The organism is Micromonospora sp. NPDC048887 (assembly GCF_040649715.1).
Taxonomy (GTDB): Bacteria; Actinomycetota; Actinomycetes; order Mycobacteriales; family Micromonosporaceae; genus Micromonospora.
The window spans coordinates 82,365-102,767 of sequence record NZ_JBEZGA010000001.1 but is presented as its reverse complement, the minus strand read 5'-3'; the positions used below and the strand labels follow the sequence as shown (position 1 = coordinate 102,767).

Annotated in this window: 16 protein-coding genes; 9 read left to right on the top strand and 7 right to left on the bottom strand. The window is 73.7% G+C overall.

What is annotated here, in order from left to right:
* Nucleotides 1-2: 2 nt before the first annotated feature.
* The gene (locus tag AB0C17_RS00465) at nt 3-1,856 is read right to left on the bottom strand and encodes a hypothetical protein (RefSeq protein ID WP_357467577.1); all 1,854 of its coding nucleotides are present in this window, start codon (nt 1,854-1,856) and stop codon (nt 3-5) included.
* 99 nt (nt 1,857-1,955) lie between these two features.
* On the opposite strand from AB0C17_RS00465, the gene AB0C17_RS00460 reads away from it, so the two are divergent.
* Nucleotides 1,956-3,251, top strand: a complete 1,296-nt coding sequence (locus AB0C17_RS00460; protein ID WP_357476127.1) for a PQQ-binding-like beta-propeller repeat protein — start codon at nt 1,956-1,958, stop codon at nt 3,249-3,251.
* Here the strand turns inward: AB0C17_RS00460 and AB0C17_RS00455 are convergent, their stop codons facing one another.
* Nucleotides 3,252-4,520 (bottom strand): peptidase C39 family protein, encoded by a 1,269-nt coding sequence (locus AB0C17_RS00455; RefSeq protein WP_357476125.1) that lies wholly within the window; start codon nt 4,518-4,520, stop codon nt 3,252-3,254.
* A 173-nt stretch (nt 4,521-4,693) separates the two neighbouring features.
* Here AB0C17_RS00455 and AB0C17_RS00450 point away from each other — a divergent pair, with 173 nt between their 5' ends.
* From AB0C17_RS00450 to AB0C17_RS00430, 5 genes are all read left to right on the top strand, one after another.
* The gene (locus tag AB0C17_RS00450) at nt 4,694-4,822 is read left to right on the top strand and encodes a hypothetical protein (protein ID WP_357476123.1); all 129 of its coding nucleotides are present in this window, start codon (nt 4,694-4,696) and stop codon (nt 4,820-4,822) included.
* Between the two features lie 148 nt (nt 4,823-4,970).
* Nucleotides 4,971-5,639 carry a response regulator transcription factor gene (locus AB0C17_RS00445; RefSeq protein ID WP_357382684.1) on the top strand — a complete coding sequence of 223 codons (669 nt, stop codon included), beginning with the start codon at nt 4,971-4,973 and terminating at the stop codon, nt 5,637-5,639.
* Between the two features lie 20 nt (nt 5,640-5,659).
* Nucleotides 5,660-6,802 carry a HAMP domain-containing sensor histidine kinase gene (locus AB0C17_RS00440; RefSeq protein ID WP_357476406.1) on the top strand — a complete coding sequence of 381 codons (1,143 nt, stop codon included), beginning with the start codon at nt 5,660-5,662 and terminating at the stop codon, nt 6,800-6,802.
* A gap of 204 nt (nt 6,803-7,006) precedes the next feature.
* A complete protein-coding gene (locus AB0C17_RS00435) occupies nt 7,007-9,553 on the top strand; it encodes a malectin domain-containing carbohydrate-binding protein (RefSeq protein WP_357467469.1) in 2,547 nt (848 codons plus the stop codon).
* 245 nt (nt 9,554-9,798) lie between these two features.
* Complete coding sequence (locus AB0C17_RS00430; RefSeq protein ID WP_357467471.1) at nt 9,799-10,185, top strand: VOC family protein; 387 nt, start codon at nt 9,799-9,801, stop codon at nt 10,183-10,185.
* 57 nt (nt 10,186-10,242) lie between these two features.
* Here AB0C17_RS00430 and AB0C17_RS00425 read toward each other — a convergent pair whose 3' ends face one another.
* The 4 genes from AB0C17_RS00425 to AB0C17_RS00410 form a co-directional block, all read right to left on the bottom strand.
* Nucleotides 10,243-10,989, bottom strand: coding sequence for a hypothetical protein (locus tag AB0C17_RS00425; protein ID WP_357382690.1), 747 nt, complete (start codon nt 10,987-10,989; stop codon nt 10,243-10,245).
* 187 nt (nt 10,990-11,176) lie between these two features.
* A complete protein-coding gene (locus tag AB0C17_RS00420; protein WP_357382692.1) occupies nt 11,177-13,240 on the bottom strand; it encodes a 3-hydroxyacyl-CoA dehydrogenase NAD-binding domain-containing protein in 2,064 nt (687 codons plus the stop codon).
* A gap of 50 nt (nt 13,241-13,290) precedes the next feature.
* A complete protein-coding gene (locus AB0C17_RS00415) occupies nt 13,291-14,487 on the bottom strand; it encodes a thiolase family protein (protein ID WP_357382694.1) in 1,197 nt (398 codons plus the stop codon).
* 103 nt (nt 14,488-14,590) lie between these two features.
* Complete coding sequence (locus AB0C17_RS00410) at nt 14,591-15,913, bottom strand: ribonuclease D (RefSeq protein ID WP_357382696.1); 1,323 nt, start codon at nt 15,911-15,913, stop codon at nt 14,591-14,593.
* A 233-nt stretch (nt 15,914-16,146) separates the two neighbouring features.
* On the opposite strand from AB0C17_RS00410, the gene AB0C17_RS00405 reads away from it, so the two are divergent.
* Both AB0C17_RS00405 and AB0C17_RS00400 read left to right on the top strand, forming a co-directional pair.
* Nucleotides 16,147-17,616 (top strand): trypsin-like peptidase domain-containing protein, encoded by a 1,470-nt coding sequence (locus AB0C17_RS00405; protein ID WP_357467474.1) that lies wholly within the window; start codon nt 16,147-16,149, stop codon nt 17,614-17,616.
* A gap of 93 nt (nt 17,617-17,709) precedes the next feature.
* Nucleotides 17,710-18,516: a hypothetical protein gene (locus AB0C17_RS00400; RefSeq protein ID WP_357382698.1), complete on the top strand. Its 807-nt coding sequence runs from the start codon at nt 17,710-17,712 to the stop codon at nt 18,514-18,516.
* Nucleotides 18,517-18,582: 66 nt separating this feature from the next.
* Here AB0C17_RS00400 and AB0C17_RS00395 read toward each other — a convergent pair whose 3' ends face one another.
* Nucleotides 18,583-19,155, bottom strand: a complete 573-nt coding sequence (locus AB0C17_RS00395; RefSeq protein ID WP_357382700.1) for a DUF3000 domain-containing protein — start codon at nt 19,153-19,155, stop codon at nt 18,583-18,585.
* Between the two features lie 155 nt (nt 19,156-19,310).
* Here AB0C17_RS00395 and hemE point away from each other — a divergent pair, with 155 nt between their 5' ends.
* A complete protein-coding gene (hemE, locus tag AB0C17_RS00390; protein WP_357382702.1) occupies nt 19,311-20,402 on the top strand; it encodes a uroporphyrinogen decarboxylase in 1,092 nt (363 codons plus the stop codon).
* Nucleotide 20,403: the final 1 nt, after the last annotated feature.

Genomic DNA, 20,403 nt, shown 5'->3' with positions numbered 1-20,403 from the left:
GGTCACCACCGGTCGCGCACGTCCCAGATCCACACGTCGTCGACCCGCTGCGGCGGGCCGAGCAGCTCGGCCATCAGGTCACGCAGCACCGCCTCGCGCGGGCCGGCACCGAGCACCACCACCGAGGCACGCCAGAAACGCAGGTCGTCCACGGCCTGGCGGCGGTTCTCCTCGGTGATCTCCGGCACCTCGTTGGCGTCCATCGTGGAGTAGATGAGCGTGCTGGTGGGGCGGTTCGGGGCACCGAAGACACCCTCGCCACGTTCGTTCGGGCCGATGAAGTAGCCACCCGGGATCGGGAACTCGTGCCCGGTCAGCGCGCTCCAGCGCAGCGTGTGCAGCCCGTGCACGTTGCTGGGGATCGGCACCGGCACCAGCGTGCGGCCCTCCGGCACGTACGGCCGCCATCCGCCCGCGGTGATGAAGTGCGGCGGCGGGTCGATCCGCTCCGCCGGCAGCGGACGCGGGATCAGCGGCACCACGGCGGCGGCGATGGCGACGAGCCCGGCCAGGCGAAGCACCCGGCGACGCTTGTCGCGCGCGGCCGTCCCGTCGTCGCCGTCGGCCGCGTCGTCGGCGGCGGCGCGGGGGGCGGGCACCGGCGGGCGGCCGGCCCCGGCCAGCGTGTCCCACGCCAGGGCGAGCAGCACGCCCACGGCGGCCACCACGACCAGGCTCAACCGCGTCGGCATCATCATCTCGACCAGCGGCAGGTCGTCCGGCACGTACGCCCACGGCCCGTCGATGTCGGTCTCCGCGCCGTTGAACCGTACGACCGGGCCGATCGAGGCGATCGTGAACACCACCACCAGCACGGCCAGGATCCGGGCCGGCACCGACCGGCGGACCAGCAGCACCAGCGCGGCCAGCGCCACCAGCACCAGCGGCCAGCCGAACCAGGTGTTCTGCTCGGTCAGACCGATGGTCTTCTCCACCGCCTCGTCGCCGGCGATCGTGTCCCGGGCGAACGTGACGAACGCGACCAGGTCCTCGCCCCAGTTGTGGAAGACACCGCCCTGCAACCCCCGGTAGGACTGCGGGCCGTTGAACTGGAACCAGATCGGGTACGCCGTCAGCAGCAGCGCCAGCCCGCCGCCGAGACCGAGTGCGGCCAGGAACGACCCGGCCCGCTCCCGGGCCGCGCGGGGCCGCTGCACCGCGTACACCACCACCACGACCAGGCAGGCCAGCGCGGTGAGCAGCAGCATCTCCTCGTTGATGAAGATCTGGTACGCGACCAGCAGCCCGAGCGCGAGCCCGTTGCGCCGCCAGCGGCCCGGCTCGCCCAGCCGCAGCACCCGGGCCACGATCAGCGGCAGCAGGAAGTTCGACACGAAGTTGGGCTGCCCGTTGGCGTGGTGCACGATGCCCGGCGCGAAACCGAGGAACGCGCCGCCGACGAACGCCCCGGCCCGGGAGCGGACCAGGTGCCGCGACAGCACCCAGTACGACGTGGCGGCGGTCGCGGACAGCGCCGCGCCCAGGTAGAGCGCGTACATCACCTGCGGGCCGAGCAGCAGCGTCAGCGGCGCCAGCGGCAACGTCACCCCGAGCAGCGAGGTGTTCGCCATCATGTTCACCCCGTCCGGCGCGTTCTGCCGGGTGGTGAACAGCGGGTTCTCGAGGTGCTGCACGGAGTACGCGCCGTGCGCGAACAGCCACTCGAACCAACTGTGGTCGGTGGGCAGGTGCGAGGAGACCCGGTTCTCGACGTCGCCCCAATAGTTGAGGCAGACGAGGACACCGAGCAACACATAGGCTCCGATGGCCAGTATGTCGGCGCGGGCCGGCCGGCGACGGGCGCGGCGCGGCGGATCGGCCACGACGGCGTCCGTCTCGACGGACGAGGGGTTCAACGAGGGGTCCACCACGGGCACGGCCACGACGCGCCATCGTACAGGCGGTTCGTCACATGTCCGGTCACGGCCGGGCGGCGGCCCGGCGCGCGGGAGAGGATGGTCGTGACCGTCATCGATCTGGGGGAGATGCGGCACGGGGAGTCCGCCGACGAGCCGGTCGTCGCGCCGCCGCGCCGGCCGCCGGGGCCCACGGCGCGAGTGGCGCTCCTCGGCTTCCTGGTGCTGCTGGTGGTGACCGCCGCCGCCGGGCCGCCGCGCCGGGCCGAGCCGATCCGGGTGCCCGCCCCGCAGGGCGCCGCGTTCGTGATCCTGCCCGACCGGGTTGTGGTGGCCGACGGCCCGGCCGCGATCGGCCCCGGTGGACGGGTGGTCGTCGCGCACCGGCTGTCCAGCGGGGAACCCGTCTGGCGGTTCGCGCTGACCGCCGGGGACCACGTGCTCGGGCTCACCGCCGTGGGCGGAGGGCTGCTGGTGACGAGCAGCCCGGCCGGGGACGGCGACTCGGTGTCGGCCATGCTCGACCCGGCCACCGGCACACTGCGCTGGCGGCATCCCGGCTACCCGGTGCGGACCGCGTCCGGTGGGCTGCTGCTGGAGAATCCGCGCCCACCGGGCGCGGGCACCGTGCGGGCCGTGGACCCGGCCTCCGGCGCGGTGCGGTGGACGCTGCCCGTGCCGGGCCAGGAGGTGGGTTACCGCCGCGACGACCACGGGGTGACGCAGCTCGTCCTGGTCACCCCGCAGGGCCGGGTGACCGTGTACGACGCGGACTCCGGCGCGGTCGCGCACACCGGCCGGGTGGCGTCCGTTGCCGACCGCGCCGCCTACCGGTACGCGCAGGTGGTGGCCGATCTCCTGCTGGTCGAGGACGCCCAGGGCTCGGTCACCGCGTACGGGCTGGACCGGCTCGACGAGCGGTGGAGCGTGCCGGTCGGCTCCCGTGCCGGGCTCTGGTTCGCCGAATGCGCCGGGATGGTGTGCCTGCGGAACCAGGTGGGCGGTGCGCAGGCACTCGACCCGGCCACCGGCCGTCCGGCCTGGTCGGACGAGCGCTGGCTCGGGCTGGGCCCGGTCGGCGACCGGCTGATCGCGGCCGAGCGCGGGGTGGGGGAGGAGCTGGAACTGTCGGCGCTGGACCCGCCGACCGGCCGGGTGCTGGCCCGGCTGGGCCGCTGGCGCGTCTCCGGCAACGACCTGCCGTCCGCGCCGCTGATCGGACTGCGCACGCTCACCGAGGACCGGACGCTCGTCGGCGCGCTGGACGTGGCGGCCGGCCAGGTGCGGATCCGGGGGATCCTGCCGGGTGCCTGGTCCGAGTGCGCGGACACGGGTACCGCGCTGGTGTGCCTGCGACCGACCGGTGGCATGGTGATCTGGCCGGTCGGCCGCTGATCACCAGTTGGCCTGTGCCGGTGGCGGCGGCAGCGGCGTCGACTCCGGCCGCAGCACGTACGCGACCCCGCCGCTGCCCGCCTGCCAGGCGCTCTCGAACGGTTCGCGCGGCACGGTGCGGCGGACCCGCTCGTCGTCCGGCGCGTACGGGTCGTTGAGCACCGGGTCGCCGTCGGCGGTGAAGCCGGCCAGCACCATGAGGTGTCCCCGGGTGTCGTAGTCCAGCCCGGGCACCTGGCCGGCGGTGAACGCGGCCGAGACGATCAGCGGGATGCCGGCGGCCACGAACCGTTCCGCCTCGGCCAGCGAGCGCAGCCGGGTGACGAAGGCGTCTACCCCGTGCGTGGCCGCGTACGCCGTGTTGAACGGCCAGTTGCCCGGCCCGCCGAAGGCGTGGTCGTAGCAGTGCCGGGCGGCGTGCACCACCTGCGGGCGGGGGCCGGGCGGCGCCACCCAGGCGTACCGGTCCGGGGTGGGGCCGGCACCCCAGTAGTCGAGCACCATCGACACGCAGGTGGGGCTGCACCAGGAGTCGCCGCCGCCACCCCAGCGGGTCTCCCCGGCGGCGTGCAGCCGCTGCGCGTAGCGCGGCACCTCCAGCACCCGTCCCCACGCGCCGTCCGCCCCGCCGCCGGCCGCCTCCGCGCCGCGGGGCGGGTCGGTCGAGGCGACCACGCCCACCGTGCGCAGCACCGGGCCGGCGGGCGCGTCGAGCCGGCGGTGCATCGTCACGCGGGCCTGCCAGCCGGTCACCGTCGTGCCGGTCACCCGCAGCGTGTCGGCGGCGACCCGTGCCCGGTCGTCCTCCTGCCCGGGTACGGAGGCACGGTGCACCGCGCTGTCGTCGGCGGCCCAGTGGCCCAGGTCGTACCAGCCGGTGGCGGCCGTGCCGCCGGCCCAGCCGCGCAGCTCGACGCGCAGCCAGCAGCCGGGCGGGGTGTCGGCGGTCCAGGAGGGCACCAGCTCGGTGACGGCGAAACCGGCGGGTGCCACCGGGGAGGTCCAGGTGCCGGCGGCGTACTCGGCCGTGGTCCCGGAGTGCGGGTCGGTGTGCGTGACCCGGCCCGCCGCGCCGTCGAGCGTCAGACCGTCCGGCCCGGCACGCAGCCCGTCCGCGTGACCACGGTCCCGGTCCGCCGGGAAGCGGAACCGGTGGTACGCGACGTCGCGGCCGGTCACCGGGGACCCGCCCGGCGTGGACGTGACCTGTGGCTGCTGCGCATGTCGATCATCGCCGCCGAGCATCGCGTACACGAAGGTTTTCTGCAACGGCGGCGCGTGCCGCCGGGCGCGGCCGACCGTCGCGCCGCGCCGTCACCCAACGTGGCCGGAGCTCGCCCCCGGCACCATCACCCGCGCGCCCTTTGCTCTGCAGCCTTATGCGCGGCGGTAACGGTGGGCGACGGTTGCGCCGGTGGCTGCAGAGCAAAGGGCGCGCTGGGGTGTCTCTGGTGGTGCCGGCCGACTCGCTGTTTCTGCTGCTCATGGCGCTCTGCTTCCGCCGACGTTCCATCCGGCCTCCACAAGTGCTCATCACGGTGCGTGACGTGTCGATGAGCGCGCCGGAGTGACGTTCAGTCACCACCCGGGGCCGGTGGCAGCAGGTGGAGCGCGGCGCGTGCCGGTGCCGCGCCGGTCCGGGGCGACTACCGCGCTCCCCGGCGGTGCGGTTTTGCCTGCCGCACTAGGTTGTCAGGGGTCACGAGGTGGGAGGCCGGGATGCGGGTACTGGTGGTCGAGGACGAGCGCAACCTCGCCGACGCGATCGCGCGCGGGCTGCGCAAGCGTGGGATGGCCGTGGACGTCGCCTACGACGGCGACGCCGGGCACGAGGCGGCATTCGTCACCCGCTACGACGTGGTGATCCTGGACCGCGACCTGCCCGGCGTGCACGGCGACCGGATCTGCGCCGACCTGGCCTCCTCCGGCGCGCTGACCCGGGTGCTGATGCTGACCGCCAGCGGCACCGTCGCCGACCGGGTGGAGGGGTTGCAGCTCGGCGCCGACGACTACCTGGCCAAGCCGTTCGCGTTCGACGAGCTGGTGGCCCGCGTGCAGGCGCTCGGCCGCCGCGCCACCCCGGCGGCGCCGCCGGTGCTGGAGGTGGCCGACCTGGTGCTCGACCCGGCCCGCCGGGCGGTGAGCCGGCGCGGTGTGCCGCTCGACCTCACGAACAAGGAGTTCGGCGTGCTCGCCGAGCTGCTCAAGGCGCGCGGCGCCGTGGTGTCCAGCGAGGAGCTGCTGGAGCGGGTCTGGGACGCCAACACCGACCCGTTCACCACGATCGTCCGGGTGACGGTGATGACCCTGCGCAAGAAGCTCGGCGACCCGCCGCTGATCGACACAGTCGTGGGCGCGGGATACCGCATCGGCGGGGTTCAGCAGTGACCACGCGGACTGCGCGCCGGGTGCGGCCGACGCTGCGGCTGCGGCTGACCCTGCTCAACGGCGTGCTGCTGGTCGGCGCCGGGGCGATCCTGGTGTTGCTGGCCTGGCTGCTGGTCCGCGACGCGCTGCGCCCCACCGACGAGCTGCTACCCGGCACCACAGTGGTGCTCAGCGACGGGCGCAGCCTCGACGCCGGGCAGTGGCAGCGGCAACTGGTCGACGCAGCGTCGCAGGAACTGCTGGTCAAGGGGCTGCTCGCGCTGGTCGCGATCAGCATGGTCGGGGTGGCCGGGGCGTACCTGGTGGCCGGCCGGGCGCTGCGCCCGCTGCACCAGGTCACCGCGACCGCCCGCCGGCTCGGCGAGGCCACGCTGGACGAGCGGATCGGCTGGTTTGGCGCCGACGACGAGGTGGCCGAGCTGGCCGAGACGTTCGACGCCATGCTCGACCGGATCAGCGGCGCGTTCGAGACGCAGAAGCGGTTCGTCGCGAACGCCTCGCACGAGCTGCGTACGCCGCTGGCGGTGATGCGTACCGAAATCGACGTGACGCTCAGCGACGACGACGCCGACCTCGCCGAGTACCGCCGCATGGCGGGCGTGGTGCGCGACGCCTCCGAACGCGCGAACGGCCTGGTCGACGCGCTGCTCGTGCTGGCGCGCAGCGAGGCGCAGACCGGGCGGCGGCTGGCCCGGCGTACCGAGTCGGACCTCGCCATCGGCACCGCCAACGCGCTGTCCGCCGTCTCCCGGGAGGTCGAGCGCATCGGCCTGAAGGTGCACACCTCGCTGCGCCCGGCACCGGTGGTCGGCGATCCCGGCCTGCTCGACCGGCTCGCCGGCAACCTGGTGGAGAACGCGGTCCGCTACAACCACCTGCACGGCCGGATCTGGATCCGCACCGGCACCGACGGGGAACGGTCCTGGCTGGTGGTGGGCAACACCGGCTTCGAGGTCGCCCCGGCCGACGTACCCGGGCTGTTCGAGCCGTTCCGGCGCGGCGGCCAGGAACGCACCGGCGCGCGCGGCTCCGGTCTCGGCCTGTCGATCGTCCGGGCGGTCAGCGACGCGCACGGCGGCACGGTCAAGGCGGTCGCCCAGCCCGGCGGCGGCCTGGAGGTGACAGTCACGCTTCCGTCGGCCGACCCGGCGGCGGCCACCTGACCGCCGATCCGGCCCGCCCGGCCGGTGAGGCCACCTCACCTTTTCGTGCGGACGGACTCGGCTGTCCTGGCCGGACCGGACGGTGGTCGGCTCCGGCGGCGCGGTGGTCGGGCAGAATGCGCCGCCCGCGCTGGACGCGGAGCCGCTGATCAACGGAGAGTAAGCGCAGCGACGCCTCACCCTGCTCACCCACCGGAGCTGCCCGTGACCCACCACTCGGCCTCGCGCCGCCGCCGTCTCCTCGCGGTCCTCACCGCCGGCGCCCTCACCGTAGCCGGTCTCTCTCCGGCCACGCCCGCGGCCGCCGCCGCGCCCGGCCACGACACAGTGGTCCACACCGTCCCCTCCGCCGCCTCGCCCGACGTCCAGGACGGCTCGGTCGACGCGATCCACGACGCCGGTACGAAGATCATCGCGGGTGGCTCCTTCACCCGGGTGCAGAACCGCAACTCCGACGTCGACATCCCCCGCGACTACCTGCTCGCCTTCGACAAGGCCACCGGTCAGGTGGACACCGCGTTCGCGCCCACGCTCGACAACGAGGTGACGGCGGTCGTCGCCGGTCCCACGGCGGGCACGGTCTTCGTGGCCGGCAAGTTCAACACCGTCAACGGCGTGACCCGGCGCAAGGTGGCCCTGCTCGACGTCGCCACCGGGGCGGTCGTCACCAGCTTCGCGCCGCCGGCGTTCAACGGGCTGGTCAAGGACATCGCGCTGGTCGGCAACCGGCTGCTGGTCGGCGGCATCTTCACCACGGCCGGCAACCCCAACCCGCGCGGCGGGCTCGCCTCGCTCAACGCCACCACCGGGGCGGTCGACGGCTACCTCACCACGACGTTGACCGAGAACCACAACTGGGACGGCGTCAGCGGCGCCAAGGCCGGCGTGGGCGCGGAGAAGCTCGCCGTCTCCCCGGACGGCACACAGCTCGTCGTCATCGGCAACTTCAAGAAGGCCGACGGGGTGCTGCACGACCAGATCGTCAAGATCGACCTGGGTGCCACCGCCGCCACCGTCGCGGACTGGAACACGGCCCGTTACACGCCGCGCTGCAAGTGGCAGTCGTTCGACTCGTACGTCCGCGACGTCGCGTTCTCCCCGGACAACAGCTACTTCGTGGTGGTCACCACCGGCGCCCCGTACGGCGGGACGCTCTGCGACACCGCGGCCCGCTGGGAGGCCGGCGCGACCGGCGCCAACCTCCAGCCGACCTGGGTCGACTACAGCGGCGGCGACACGTTCCTGTCCGTCGGCATCAGCGAGCAGGCCGTCTACGTCGGCGGGCACCTCCGCTGGCTCAACAACACCGCCGGCACCGACAACGCCCGGGCCGGCGCGGTCGGCCGGGCCAGCATCGCCGCGCTCGACCCGGTAAACGGCCTGCCGCTGTCCTGGAACCCGGGCCGGCACCCGCGTGGGATCGGCGCGTCCGAGATGCTCGTCACCGAGTCCGGGCTCTGGGTCGGCGGCGACACGCTCTGGATCGGCAACTTCCAGTACCGCCGGGAGCGGATCGCGTTCTTCCCGTTGGCCGGCGGCAAGGCGCCGCACCCGACCACCACGGCCACGTTGCCCGGCAACGTGTACCAGGCCGGCCTGCCGAAGCCGACGAACGTGCTGTACCGGGTGAACGCCGGTGGCCCGGTGGTGGCGGCCACCGACGGCGGACCGGACTGGGCGGCCGACACCAGTTCCAGCCCCAGCCCGTACCACAACACCGGCAGTTCGACCTCCAGCTTCAACACGGTCGGCAGCCTGGACTCGACCGTGCCGGCCGGCACCCCGGCCGCGCTCTACAGCGACGAGCGCTACGACCCGGCCGGCGGCGCGGAGATGCTCTGGCAGTTCCCGGTGCCCACCGGCACCGAGGTGCACGTACGGCTCTACCTGGCCAACCGGTACGACGGCACCTCCGCCCCGAACACCCGCGTCTTCGACGTGGCGCTGGACGGCACCGTCGTCCTCGACGACCTGGACCTGTCCGCCAGCGTCGGGCACAACGTGGGCACCATGCGGGAGTTCACCGTCACCAGCGACGGCACCGTCGACATCGAGTTCCGCCATGTCAAGGAGAACCCGCTCGTTGACGCCGTCGAGATCGTCAAGACCGGGCCTCCGCCTTCCGGCACCGGCGAGGAGGTGCAGGTCCGCTCGTACGACGGGCTGACCGGCGTCGGCACGCCCAGCCCGGTGGCGAACCCGGACGAGACCGTGTGGTCGGCCACGCGTAGCGCGTTCTGGGTCGGCGGGACGCTGTTCTACGGCAACGACGGCGCGCTGTGGCGGCGCACGTTCGACGGCACCACGTTCGGCACGCCCGAGCTGGTGGACCCGTACCACGACCCGTACTGGGACACCGTGATCACCAACTCCGGGCCGACCGGGCAGACGTACGTCGGCGCGACCACCGGCTTCTACGCCGAGATCCCGAACGTGACCGGCATGTTCTACTCCGGCGGGCGGCTCTACTACACGCTGACCGGGCAGAACGGCCTGTTCTGGCGCTGGTTCACGCCGGACAGCGGCGTGGTCGGCGCCGACCGGTTCACGGTGGCCGGGGCGAGCGGGTTCGCCGACACGGGCGCGGTCTTCGTGGCCGGCGGCACGCTCTACAAGGTGAACCGGAGCACCGGCGACCTGTCCGCCGTCGACTGGACCAACGGCGCTCCGTCGGGGACGTTCACGGTGCGCAGCGGCCCGGCGGTCGACGGCGTCGACTGGCGCGCGAAGGCGGTGTTCGTCGGCCCGTAAGGAAGGGCCCCTCATTAACGCCTGCGGTAGAGGAAGGGCCCCTTGTTAACACCTCGCTGTTAACAAGGGGCCCTTCCTTGCGCGAGCGGGGTTGTGTGCTCGGCGCGGGCGGTGGAATGATCAACCGGTCAGCCCGAGAGGTGGAAAGGGGGTGTGGTCGATGTCCGTCGTGAACCGTCCCGCGCCCCGCGTTCCCCGCTGACGTCCCACTCCGCCGGGGCGCGTTCCCCACAGGAGGAAGCACCATGAGTGCACAGATCCACTGCGTGACCGTCGAGTCCGACGATCCGTACACCCTGGCCGGCTGGTGGGCCCGCGTGCTCGACCGGCAGCTCGCCGACGACGACCACCCGGACGACCCGGAGGCGGTCCTCGCCGCCCCCGCCGGACAGGGGCCCGACCTGCTGTTCGTCCGGGTGGGCGAGCGGCACGGCAAGGGCGCGTTCCACATCGACCTGCACCCGGCCGAGGGCACCCGGGACGAGGAGGTGGCGCGGCTGCGCGACCTCGGCGCCACGCTTGTGGCCGACCGGCGCCGGCCGGACGGAAGCGGCTGGGTGGTGCTGGCAGACCCCGAGGGCAACGAGTTCTGCGTCTGCCGGAGCTGGGTCGAACGGGCCGCGTCCGCCTGATCCGGAAACGACACCGGGCACCCGCCGTGACGGCGGGGGCCCGGTGCGTGACGGGTGTCAGTCCTGCTTCTCGATCTCGCCCCGCATGGTGACGAACTCCTTCTGGAGCTCCGCGGCGGACTTGAAGTAGACGACGACCATGCCGAGGCTGCCCCGGTCGGCCCAGATGCAGACGGCCACCTGCTCACCCGAGGCCTTGCCGTCGGAGCACTTGGCGTCGCCGCCGAGCGGACCCGCGTCGACCGTCTTGAAGTCAGTGGTGCCCAGGTCCGGCGTGACCGCCGTGACGGCGTCGTTCAGCTCCTTCTTCGGGTCGGCCATGACGCCGGACACGGCGACGATCATGACCAGGTCCTTCTTCGCCGGGTCGCCGTAGAAGGCGCCGGCCGTGCTCGTCGCGTCCGGCACGTCCTTGCTGAGCGAGGCCTTCATCTGCGTCGCGGCGCTCTGCAGCTGCGGGTCGGTGACCTTCGGCCGGCCGCCGAGCGTCTGCGGCTCGACCACCCGCGTCTTGGTGGCGGTGACCACCTCGTCGACCGTGTCCTTCGTGGCGAAGTAGGCGGCGACACCGCCGCCGACGCAGAGCACCAGGACCACCGCGAGGACGATCAGCAGGATCTTGCCGACGCCGGACTTCTTCTTCGGCGGGACCGGCGCACCGAGCTGGCTGCCGTACTGCGGCTGCTGCGGGTTCTGCGGGTAGTCGCCGCCGTACTGCGGCTGCTGCGGCGGCTGGTAGCCACCGGGTTGTTGCTGGGGGGAGGGGTAGTTGCCGGAGTAGGGACTGGACGGCGGCTGGGACATGTAGGCAGCTCCTGTGAGAAAACTGGACGCGTGATCGTAGCCAGCCCCACCGACAGCCCGCTGTCCGCCCAAGGGCGGCGTCGCCAAACCGCGACCTACCCGTGACCTGGGCCGCAGACGCCGATCGCGGTGGCCGGGCCGTCCGGAACGGACAGCCCGACCACCGCGATCGATGTGTTTGTGCCGGTCAGCGCAGGCTGGCCACGCCGCGCGGCAGGAAGCGCTTGCCGGTGACCCGCTCGGAGGTGCCGGTCCGGTCCAGGTACGGCGTGACGCCGCCCAGGTGGAACGGCCAGCCGGCGCCGAGGATCATGCACAGGTCGATGTCCTGTGCCTCGGCGACGACGCCCTCGTCGAGCATGAGCCGGATCTCCTGCGCCAGCGCGTCCAGCGCGTTCTGCCGGACCTGCTCGGCGGTGAGCGGCTGGTCGCCGACCACGAGCAGCTTCGCCACCTCGTCGTTGATCTGGTCGTCGACCACGATCGGCTGGCCCGAGTCGGCGATCCGCTTGAGGTTCTCGCTGACGCCGAAGCGGTCCGGGAACGCCTCGTGCAGGGTGCCGCCGACGTGGTACGCCACGGCCGGCCCGACGAGCTGCAGCAGCGCCAGCGGGCGCATCGGCAGGCCCAGCGGGTCCAGCGCGCTGTTCGCCACGTCCAGCGGGGTGCCCTGGTCGACGGCCGCGAACACGGTGCCGAGGAAGCGGGTCAGCAGCCGGTTCACCACGAATGCCGGGGCGTCGGAGACCAGCACCGACGACTTCTTGAGCTGCTTGCCGACAGCGAACGCGGTGGCCAGCGTGGCGTCGTCGGTCCGCTCGCCGCGGACGATCTCCAGCAGCGGCAGCACCGCGACCGGGTTGAAGAAGTGGAAGCCGACCACCCGCTCCGGGTGCTCCAGCTCGGCGGCCATCTCGGTGATGGACAGCGAGCTGGTGTTGGTGGCGAGCACCGCCTCCGGCTTGACGATCTTCTCCAGCTCCGCCCAGACCTGCTTCTTGACGCCCAGGTCCTCGAACACGGCCTCGATGACGAAGTCGGCGTCGGCGAAGACGGACTTGTCGACCGAGCCGCTGACCAGGCCGTACAGCTTGGCCGCGGTGCCCTTGTCCATCCGGCCCTTGCTGACGGCCTTCTCGATCTGGGTGTGCACGTAGCCCACACCCTTGTCCACGCGGGACTGATCCAGGTCGGTCATCACGACCGGCACCTGGAGCCGCCGGGCGAACAGCAGCGCGAGCTGGCTGGCCATCAGGCCGGCACCGACGATGCCCACCTTGGTGACCGGCCGGGCCAGGCCCTTGTCCGGCGCCCCGGCCGGGCGCTTGGCCCGCCGCTGCACCAGGTCGAAGGCGTACAGGCCGCTACGCAGCTCCTCGGAGAAGACCAGGTCCGCGAGGGCCTCGTCCTCCGCCGCGGTGCCGGTGGCGAAATCGGCGTCCTTCGCCGTCTCCAGCAGGTCGAGCGCCTTGTACGCGGACGGGACCGCGCCGTGCAGCCGCTGGTCGAGGGTCTGCCGGGCGAAGTAGAGCACGCCCGCCCACATGTCCTTGTCGACCTCGGGCCGGGTGACGGTGACCTCGCCCCGGACGACGCCGGCGGCCCACTCCAGCGACCGCTCCAGGAAGTCGGCCGGCTCCAGCAGCACGTCCGCGACGCCCATCTCGGCCGCCTGCTTCGGCTTGAGCATCTTGTTCTGCATCAGCGGGTTCTGGATGATGACCTGCGTCGCGGCCGGGATGCCGATCAGGTTCGGCAGCAGCTGCGTACCGCCCCAGCCGGGGATCAGGCCGAGCGAGACCTCGGGCAGCGCCAGGGCCGCCGCGCCCGCCGACAGCGTCCGGTAGTGGCAGTGCAGCGCCAGCTCCAGGCCGCCGCCCATCGCCGCGCCGTTGACGAACGCGAAGGTGGGGACGGTGCTGTCCTTGAGCCGGGCGAAGACCCGGTGGCCCAGCCGGCCGATCTCCAGCGCCTGGTCGCGGTTCTCCAGCGCGGGCAGGCTGGTGATGTCCGCGCCCACGCAGAAGATGTACGGCTTGCCGGTGACCGCGATGAACGCCGGCTCCGCCGCCAGCGCGGCGGTGATCGCCTCGTCCAGGCTGGTCAGGCCGGCCGGGCCGAAGGTGTTCGGCTTGGTGTGGTCGAAGCCGTTGTCCAGCGTGATGAGGGCGGCGGGCCGGTCCAGCCCGGGTACGGCCACCTGGCGCAGCAGCGCCTTGGTGACGACCTCGTTCGGTGCGGCGAGGCTCACTGCGACTCCTTCGTTCGCGACTGCGGGGCTCGCAAGCTCACTCCTCGCGCTCACTGATCTCCACCCTCCCAGTGCGGGTTCTCCCAGATCACGGTGCCGCCCATGCCGATGCCGATGCACATGGCGGTGAGGCCGTAGCGGACCTCGGGGTGCTCGGCGAACTGGCGGGCGAGCTGGGTCATCAGCCGGACGCCGGAGGACGCGAGCGGGTGACCGATGGCGATCGCGCCGCCCCACGCGTTGACCCGCGGGTCGTCGTCGGCGATGCCGAAGTGGTCGAGGAAGGCGAGCACCTGCACCGCGAACGCCTCGTTCAGCTCGAACAGGCCGATGTCGTCGATGCTCAGGCCGGCGATGCGCAGCGCCTTCTCGGTCGACGGGATCGGGCCGACGCCCATCACCTCGGGCTCGACGCCGACGAAGCCGAACGACACCAGGCGCATGCCGACCGGCAGGCCCAGCTCGCGGGCGGTCTCCTCGGCGACCAGCAGCGCGGCGGTGGCGCCGTCGTTCAGGCCGGCCGCGTTACCGGCGGTGACCTTGCCGTGCGGCCGGAACGGGGTCTTCAGCCCGGCCAGCTTCTCCATCGAGGTGTCGCGGGGCGCCTCGTCCACGGCGGCCAGGCCCCAGCCCGTCTCCGGGTCGCGGGTCGCCACCGGCACCAGGTCGCCCTGGAGCTTGCCGTTGGCGTACGCCTTGGCGGTCTTCTGCTGCGACGCCAGCGCGAACGCGTCGGTGCGCTCCTTGGTGATGTGCGGGACGCGGTCGTGCAGGTTCTCCGCGGTGGAGCCCATCACCAGGGCGGACGGGTCGACCAGCTTCTCCGCGACGATGCGCGGGTTGGGGTCGACGCCCTCGCCCATCGGGTGGCGGCCCATGTGCTCGACGCCGCCGGCGATGGCCACGTCGTACGCGCCCATGGCGATGCCGCTGGCCACTGTGGTGACGGCGGTCATCGCGCCGGCGCACATCCGGTCGATGGCGAAGCCGGGCACGGTCTTGGGCAGGCCGGCCAGCAGGGCGGCGGTACGGCCGATGGTCAGGCCCTGGTCACCGATCTGGGTGGTGGCGGCGATGGCCACCTCCTCCACCTTCTCCGGCGGCAGTTGCGGGTTGCGGCGCATCAGCTCGCGGATGCAGCGGATCACCAGATCGTCGGCGCGGGTGTTGGCGTACATCCCACCCGCCTTGCCGAACGGGGTACGGACGCCGTCGACGAAGACGACATCCCGAACTTCACGGGGCACTTGGAGCCTCCCTCGGCACGGGCATTTCCCCGGATGCTACTCGTCAGTAACCAGACGTGGCACCACCCCCCGCGTGGCCCACCTCACACCGCCGCCGCCGATGTCACTGCTGCGGGGTGCGCAACGCCTCCGTCAGGGCGGGCAGGAGCAGCCCGATCTGCCACTCGCGGGCTCCGTACCCGCGTAGCGCGTCCGCAACCGTCCCGTCGCTGACCTCAGCCGGTGGCTGCCAGGCCAGCCGGCGGATCGAGTCCGGCGCGATCAGGTTCTCCGCCGGCAGCCGGTGCGCCCCGGCGGTGCCGACCACCACCTCCCGGGCGCGGGCGAGCCGACCGGCGGCCACCGGGTCGCGTTCGGCCCACCGGTGCGGCGGGGGCGGCCCCTCCACGGCCGGGCTCACCGGCAGCGCGTCGTCCGGCAACTGGCGTGCGTCGTCGAGCGCCGCCAGCCAGGTACGCGCCAGCCGGCGCACCGAACGCCCACCGAAACCGGGGAGCGTGAGCAGCGTCTTCTCGTCTTTCGGGTCGAGTTCGGCGGCGGCCACGATGGCCGAGTCGGGCAGCACCCGGCCCGGCGCGGCGTCCCGGCGGGAGGCGATCTGGTCCCGCGCGTACCAGAGGGAGCGCACCCGGGCCTGGGCGCGGGCGCCGCGTACCCGGTGGATGCCGGACGTGCGCCGCCACGGCTCGGCGCGCACCTTCGGCGGGCGGGCGCCGCCCCGCACCAGCGCGTCGAACTCCTCTGCCGCCCAGCCGGACTTGCCCTGCCGCCGCAACTCGTCGTCCAGCGCGTCGCGCAGGTCCACGAGCAGTTCGACGTCGAGCGCCGCGTACGTCAGCCAGGACTCCGGCAGCGGCCGGCTGGACCAGTCGGCGGCGGAGTGGTGCTTCTCCAGGCTGTACCCGAGTAGCTGTTCGGTCAGCGCGGCCAGGCCGACCCGCTCGAACCCGGCCAGCCGGGCGGCCAGTTCGGTGTCGAACAACCGCCGCGGGCGCAGCCCCACCTCGGCCAGGCAGGCGAGGTCCTGGCTGGCGGCGTGCAGCACCCACTCGGTGTCGGCGATCGCCGCGTCCAGGGCGGACAGGTCGGGCAGCGGCAGCGGGTCGATGAGCGCGGTGCCGGCGCCGGCCCGGCGCAACTGCACCAGGTAGGCGCGCTGGCTGTAGCGGTAGCCGGAGGCGCGTTCGGCGTCCAGGGCCACCGGGCCGGTGCCGGCCGCGAAGCGGGCCACGACCTCGTCCAACTCGGCGGGTGTGGCCACCGGGGCGGGCGTGCCGTCGCGCGGCGCGGTCAGGGGGACGGCCGCGTCCGGATCGGTCTCGGTCCCCGCGTCCGCCGGCTCCGGCAGGGCCGGCGTCGGCTGGGCGGATGCCTCCCCGGTACGGCTTTCGGCGGCCCGACGGCGCAGGGGTGGTTCGTCGGTCACCTGACAACCCTAGTAGGCCGGACGATCCGGTGTGCGCAGCCGGTCGGGCGCGTGTCGGCGCGATGGCCGGCAGGTGACCGGAAAGCACGGGTTGCGGAGCCGTGAGAGGGTCGGACAAGAGGGAAGACAAAGCCCGATCCCGCCGGTACGGTCCATCGAGCCGCGAACGGCGTACGGGCCGGACCACAGCGGTCGGGGGGCGTCGGCGAAGCCGACGGGGAGGACGGGCGAGCATGACAGGCGGGTACGGAACCGGCGACGACGTGCCGGGGCAGGGCGGCGGCGACACGGCAGCCGACCGGCCGGGACCGCTGCCGCCGCGCTTCGCCCCGCCCGCCGCTCCGGCGCCGGTGCCCGGATCGTTCGGCGGAGCGCCCGAGTGGGGCGGGGCCTCCGGCTACCCGGCGCAGTCGGCCCGGGCCGCCGTCCCGTCGCCCGCCGGCTACCCGGGTGACCCGGACCCGGCCGGCACGCCGCGGACCAGCGCCTACGCGTCCTCGTCCGGCGTCGCGACCCCGCCCGCCACGGCCCAGCCGGCCCAGCCGTCCTACGGCAGCACGCCGGCTCAGCCCTCCTACGGCTCCACGCCGGGCCAGCCGTCCTACGGCTCCACGCCGGGCCAGCCGTCCTACGGCACGACACCGGCTCAGCCCTCCCACGGCGCCACGCCGGGCCAGCCGTCGTCCTTCGGCGCCGTGCCGGCGCAGACCTCGCGGTCCGCCGCACCGGCCTACCCGGGCCCGCCCGGCAGCGGCCCGGCGTATCCCGGCCAGCCGGTGTCCGCGCCCAGCTACCCGGGCGGGCCGGTGTCCGCGCCCGCCTACCCGGGCCAGCAGGTGTCCGCCCCGTCCCAGCCGGGGCAGCCCGGCTCCGCGTACCCCGGTCAGCCGGCCCCCGTCGGCGCACCCGCCGCCGGCCGGCCGTCCCGGCGCAGCCGGGTGGCGGTGGTGGCGCTGGCCCTGGTCGCCGTGCTGATCGTGGTCACCGGCGTGCAGGCGTACCAGATCTACCGGCTCGACGACCGGCTCGCCGCCGCCGACAAGCGGATGGCCGAGGGGCAGGACTCCGACGCCGGCCGGCTCGACGGCCTGGAGCAGCGCGCCGGCAGCCTGGAGAAGCAGGCCGACGCGGCGTTCAACCCGGAGGCGGTGGCCAGCGCGGTGCTGCCGAGCGTGTTCCGGGTGCGGGCCGGGCAGTTCACCGGTACGGCGTTCGCCGTCGGCAAGGCGCCGTCCGGTGGCGGTACCACGCTGCTCACCAACTTCCACGTGGTCGAGGCGGTCTTCAACGCCGGTGAGCGCAAGGTGTTCCTGGAGCGCAAGGACCAGCGGTTCGAGGCGACGATCATCGCCACCGACAAGGAGAAGGACCTGGCGCAGTTGCAGGCCACCGCCAAGTTCACCGGGCTGGTCGCGGCCCGCGCCCCGGTCCGGTCCGGCCAGCAGATCATCGTGGTCGGCGCGCCACTCGGGTTGCAGGACAGCGTCACCACCGGCGTGGTCAGCGCGTTCCGCGACGACGAGCGCGGCGGCGGGCCGGTGATCCAGTTCGACGCGCCGATCAACCCGGGTAACTCCGGCGGCCCGGTGATCAACGGCTCGAAGGAGGTCGTGGGCATCGCAACGGCCAAGGCCCGCAACGCCGAGGGCATCGGGCTGGCGGTGCCGATCAAGACGGCCTGCGACCGGTTCCGGCTCTGCTGACCGCAGGCCCACACCGGTGTGGGCCGTCCGTACCGCATCGACCCCGGCCCACCGGGCCACCCCGCGGGGGACCAGAACATCTGGAGGAACGACATGTCCTACCCACCGGCCGGGGGCGAGAACCCGCCCCCGGCGCCGGGGGGCACGGTCTACGGCAGCCCGTACGGCAGCCCGCCCGCGCCCCAGCAGTACGACCCGAACCAGCCCGCGCCGACAGTGCAGCAGCCCGGCGTGCCGGACGGTCACGGGTACGGCGGATACCCGCCCGCAGCACCGGCCCAGCCGGGATACGCCCCGCCACCGGCCCAGCCGGGATACGCCCCGCCACCGGCCCAGCCGATGTCGGCGCCGCCGGTCTCCGGGCCGGGCTACGCGCAGCCGATGTCGGTCCCGCCCGCGTCGGCCCCGCCGGTCTCCGGCCCCGGCTTCGCGCCGCCGCCGATGTCCGGGCCGCCCGGCCCCTACGGCCCGGCGGGCCCCGCGCCGGCCGCGGGCGGCGGCCGGAGGTGGGCGCCGCTGGTGCTCGGCCTCGTCGCCGCGTTGCTGTTCGTCTTCGGCGGCGTCATGACGTTCCTGTACGTCTCGACGAACGGCGACCTGGACGAGTCGCGGCAGACGGTCAGCCAGCGCGACAGCACCATCTCGACGAACCAGCAGGAGATCGAGAAGCTCAAGGGTGAGCTGAAGACGGTCCAGGAGCGGCTGTCGGACACCCAGCAGGACCTGACCGGCACCAAGAACGACCGGGACGAGCAGGCCCGGCAGAAGAAGGTCATCGCGAACTGCCTGGACAAGCTGACCACCGCCATCGCGGCGGCGTCGCGCGGCGACCGGGCCGCCTTCGAGACGGCCAGCAAGGGTCTGGACAAGATCTGCGACGAGGCCGAGAACTACCTCTGACCGGCGTCCGCTTCGAGGCCGCCCCGGTTCGTCCGGGGCGGCCTTCGCGCATCCGAGCGGGTGCGGTCAGGCGGCGCCGTAGGAGCGGCGTGCCGGCAGCGCGGTGACCCCGGGCGGCGGCAGGCCGGCCGTGGACGCGAGCAGCGTGCACCAGCCGAGCAGGTGCGGGCCCAGGTCGGCGCGCAACGGCGTCCAGGAGGCCCGGATCTCGATGTCACCGGCGGCGGGCGGCCCGGCCAGCTCGCCGAAGCGGGTGGAGAGCGTCTGGGTGACGGTGCCGCCGATCGCCCGGTGCCCGGCGCCCTGCGCGTCGAGCGCGTCGGTCAGCCAGGTCCAGCCGACGCCGGGCAGCAGCGGGTCGCTGGCCAGTTCGACCTCCAGTTCGGCGGTGACGTACGTGACCAGCCGCAGCGTGCCCTGCCACGCCTCGTGCCCGGCCGGGTCGTGCAGCAGGATCAGCCGGCCGGTGGCCACCTCGTCGTCGTCGCGCAGCACCGCGGCGGAGAGCGCGAACGCGTACGGGGCCAGCCGCTGCGGTGCGCCGACCTCCTCCAGGACGATCTCCGGGCGGGGTGTCACCGACCGCAGCCCCGCGACCGCGCGAGCGAACGTTTCCGGGAGCGCGATCGGGGGGGCCATGCGGGCAGCCTATGTCGCACCCACCGTGCCGCGCGCGACGGCGCGCCGGGTGATCGGCGGTTAAGGCACCGCTCCACCGGAGGCGTCTTCCTTCTACGTCACAAATGCGGACGGTGAGCGCGGACGCGCGCCGGGGGCGTGGCACGATTGCCGCGATGACCACCGACACCACGGGCACTGCCGCCCGAGACGGAGAACCCCGCCGCGGCGGGCCGGCCGACTCGCCCTTCGTCCGCGCCTGCCGGCGCGAGCCGGGCCAGCACACCCCGGTCTGGTTCATGCGCCAGGCCGGCCGGTCGCTGCCGGAGTACCGCGAGATCCGGGCGAACGTGCCGATGCTGGAGTCCTGCCGCCGACCGGACCTGGTCACCGAGATCACGCTTCAGCCGGTGCGCCGGCACGGCGTGGACGCGGCGATCCTGTTCAGCGACATCGTGGTGCCGGTCGCGGCGGCCGGCGTCGACCTGGACATCGTGCCCGGTACCGGCCCGGTGGTGGCCGAGCCGATCCGTACGGCGGCCGACGTCGAGCGCATCAACCCGATCGGGCGCGACGACGTGTCGTACGTGGACGAGGCGGTCCGCCGGCTCGTCGTCGAGCTGGGCGACACCCCGCTGATCGGCTTCGCCGGGGCCCCGTTCACGCTGGCCAGCTACCTGGTCGAGGGCGGGCCGTCGCGCACCCACGCCAAGACCAAGGCGCTGATGTACGGCGACCCGGACCTGTGGCACGCGCTGTGCGCGCGGCTGGCCGAGGTGACGCTGGCGTTCCTCCAGGTGCAGGTCGACGCCGGGGTGTCAGCGGTGCAGCTGTTCGACTCGTGGGCCGGCGCGCTCTCCGAGGCCGACTACCGCCGCTTCGTGCTGCCGCACTCGACGTACGTGCTGGGCGGGCTCGCCGGCGCGGGGGTGCCGCGGATCCACTTCGGGGTGGGCACCGGCGAACTGCTCGGCGCGATGGGTGAGGCCGGCGCCGACGTGGTGGGCGTGGACTGGCGTACCCCGCTGGACGTCGCCACCGGCCGGATCGGGCCGGACAAGGCGGTGCAGGGCAACCTCGACCCGGCGGTGCTGCTCGCGCCCTGGCCGGTGGTGGAGACCGAGGTGCGGCGCATCGTCGAGCAGGGCCGGGCCGCGCCCGGCCACGTGTTCAACCTCGGTCACGGCGTGCTGCCGGAGACCGACCCCGAGGTGCTGACCCGGGTGGTCGCGCTGGTGCACGAGCTGACCGCGCGACCGGAGCGCTAGG